This window comes from Bacteroides rodentium JCM 16496 (genome assembly GCF_000614125.1).
GTDB classification, from domain to species: Bacteria; Bacteroidota; Bacteroidia; order Bacteroidales; family Bacteroidaceae; genus Bacteroides; species Bacteroides rodentium.
Map to the genome: position 1 here is coordinate 1 of NZ_BAKJ01000114.1, position 3,327 is coordinate 3,327.

1 protein-coding gene is annotated in these 3,327 nt (G+C 44.3%); it reads left to right on the forward strand.

Annotated elements, in window-relative coordinates:
• Positions 1-150: 150 nt before the first annotated feature.
• Positions 151-3,039, forward strand: coding sequence for a hypothetical protein (locus JCM16496_RS20800; RefSeq protein ID WP_128809789.1), 2,889 nt, complete (start codon positions 151-153; stop codon positions 3,037-3,039).
• Positions 3,040-3,327: the final 288 nt, after the last annotated feature.

Here is a 3,327-nt window from a genome sequence, read left to right on the forward strand (position 1 = left end):
AAGTGGAAGTCCTGGAAGTGGAAATGGAACTGGGTTTTGCAGGATCCAATGGCCCGAATTTCGATGATAACGGTCACGACGGCGCTCCCGATTTATAACAATGAGAGCAGTAACAGATTATTCTTACATTAATAATTATTAATTGAATTTATGATGAAAACTAAGTATTTATTTTCGGCAGCAATCCTTGCGGGTATGTTTGCCGCATGTACTAACGAAGACTTGGTCACAACCGCTGACAATGCGGTTAGTCCTGAAGATGGTAGACCTACCGTCAATGTCAAGTTGGGAATGGGATTTGGAGACCAGCCTAACACCCGTTTGATTTATGACAAAAACGAGGGGTATCAGTTTGAGGTGGGAAACAAGATTGGTGCCATCTTGATGGACGAAATCAGCGCCGATGCACAAGTTAGACCTTTTGAAGAACCTGATGAGTGGGCTGCTCTTTCATGGCACAATAAGTATACGTTGGTGGATTACTCGCATACCGATTATCCTTTCATCTGCAAAGAGGTGACGGCAAACGGTGGCTCGACTTGGGAAGCAGATGCCAAGATGCTGGAAGGTAACTACTTCTTTGCATATCCGTATGAGGGCTATGACGCAAAACGCCAGGTAAGCCACAGCATCATTAATCAGAAACAAGATGGCGGTGACGCAAAAGCTGCTTACGATTCTTATGCAAAGAACCAGTTCTTTATCGGTTATGCACAGGTTAAGGAAGGTAACGATACCAAAGAGGCGCTCACAAAGGTGAATATGACACCTGTATTGGGAGGTGTATTCTTCAGACTGAAGAACGTGGCAAGTGCCGCTGACTTGACGGTTACCAAGATTGTATTGAGCGGTACAAACATCCGCTCCGTATTGACACTTGACCCTACAGATGCAGAGTACAAGGGTGAAGATAAAGCAAAAGATTACAATCTGAAAACCTATGATTCAAACGCCAGTACTTGGACTGCGGCATCTACAGTCTTCAACTACGCCAACTATCTTGGTGAGAAAAGTGATTTGTATAGAAATGACAACTATGATGAAGAAACTGACTACGTGTACAACATCCCTGCAGAAGAGGTGGACAATTATAAGAGAGCCAACGCATTGCGTGCTGTAGCCAATACTTATACGACCTCTAATGCCGCTGATAACTACGCGGAACTTTCGTTTACAGAAAACGGTAAGGAAGGATATCTGCTGAAAGCAGGTGGTGCCAATGTGCTTACCACTTGTATCATGATTAACCCGATTGATGTTGCACAGGAAGGTGATTTGGTACTGTCTATCTACACAACCAAAGGCTCAATCAAAGATATTGACCTGAGTAAGGTGAAGGCTGAAGGTACGGACATTACAGATAAGAATACTTCCATTACCGGACAGCCCATCAAGAGAGTAAGTCCCGAAGTATCCAACATCGTCGATGTACAGTTCGATGACAACTCTGTTCAGGCTCCGGTTGAAACAGAAATCAACAACAGCGATGACTTGAAGCAATATGTAAGCTGGGTAACGGGCATTAGCGGTAACACCCGTTTGAATGTCGCTACATTGGCCAACAATGCGACTATCGATGCTGAAACAGCCTTGATGATTAAGAACAAGTTCGAAAGTGCAGCAGGCGGGAAAGACGGTTTGGCGCTCTACTTTAAACAGAAAGCCACTACTAGTGCAGCTTTGCAGATTGCCGCACCGGAAGATACTGACAGCCCGGAAGCTGTAGAAGCACTTCAGAATGTACTCAACTACATCATTGTAGATGGAAGTTGTCCGGTGAAAGTCCTCGGTACAGCAAATATCGGTGAGAAAACTTTGAACCGTGACTTCAAGTCTATTAAGAACACAGTTCAAGAGATTGGTATGACTTCAACATTGCCTGCCAATGCAACTTCAGACTTGAAGCTTCAGGTAGAAAAGGGCGGTGTATTGAATGTGACAGGTACACAGCTGGATGGTAACGGTGAGAACCCGATTGCTGTAGAAGTTACAAACAAGGGTACTTTGAACGTAGCGAAAGCAGGCAAGATTACCATGAAGTTGGTGAACGCCACTGCAACAGATGCTGCCGCTGTCAATGTAGATGGTAGCATGACTCTTAGTGCTGACAGTGAAAACAACCTGAAGGGTGTGATTACCGTAGCTAAGGATGCTTATATGAGTGGTACGAATGCAGGCAACTTTGAGAACAAGGGTAACATACACAACTATGGTGCTATCTGGAATATCAAGAACGTGAACAATAGCAGCATCAATCCGGCTAAAGTAACGATTTACAAGGATGCTACGGTTTCTAACTTCAATCAGAATCAAGGCGTTATTGAATACAGCGAGTTGAGTGCTACGAACAAGGTTACAGGTACAATCGTTCCTTCTGCTTTGGGTACTATCCAATACACTACTGTATATGCCAAGGATGCAACGAAGTCAATCTCTACTGCTGATGTAGTGAAATACAGCATCACCGACCTGACAGTTACTGAAGGTGAATTGAAATCTGACTTCGGACAACCGGGAGCTTCAGCTACACCTAATAAGTATGCCGGTGCTTATACCGCAACCACATTGAAGACTCTGGTACTGAAAGGCGAAGACATCAAGGTTACGGGCTATCCGTTGACAATGCAAGATAATGGCACATTCCAAGTCGAAGGTTCTGTGAATTTAGGTGCAAGCATCGTTTCCGGAACTGCATTTGATGCCAAATCCTACATCACGGGTACTGTAACTGTATCAGCAAAAGTTGCATTTGCAAGTGCAGTTTCAGCAGTGGCAAACTCAACAACTACCGCTGTTGACCACAATACATTGACCGTTGTAACGGCTCCTCAGTTGAAGAATGCCACAATCAACATCAATGCTGATAAGTTCTTGGCTGCGACGAATGTTGCAGTTGCTACCTACACCAACAATGCTATCAATGCAAATGGTACGTTCTACTATGCAAGTAGTGAAACCCTTCCGGCTACTGGACTTACAGTAAGTGGAACTAAAGAGAATACGACTATTACCGCCGGAACAATCAACGACAACCTGTAATGTTGATAGACTCTTTGTCATGCTTCCACCGGGAAGAGATTGCTCTGACCGATGACATGGACAAATAAATGGAATCCCCGTCTACGTAACATGTAGACGGGGATTTCTTTATTTCAACTCGCTATGGAGAAATTCCGGAAAGCGATAGATTCGTAAGTTTTTCCGTAAGATACTTGTTACTCTTAAAACCTTCTTCTCCTCCGGATAGCTTTATCCGGCAGAGCCATAAACAGACTCCCTTCCCGATGCATCATCCACGATGTACGGGTGGGGAGTCTCTTTGTAAGC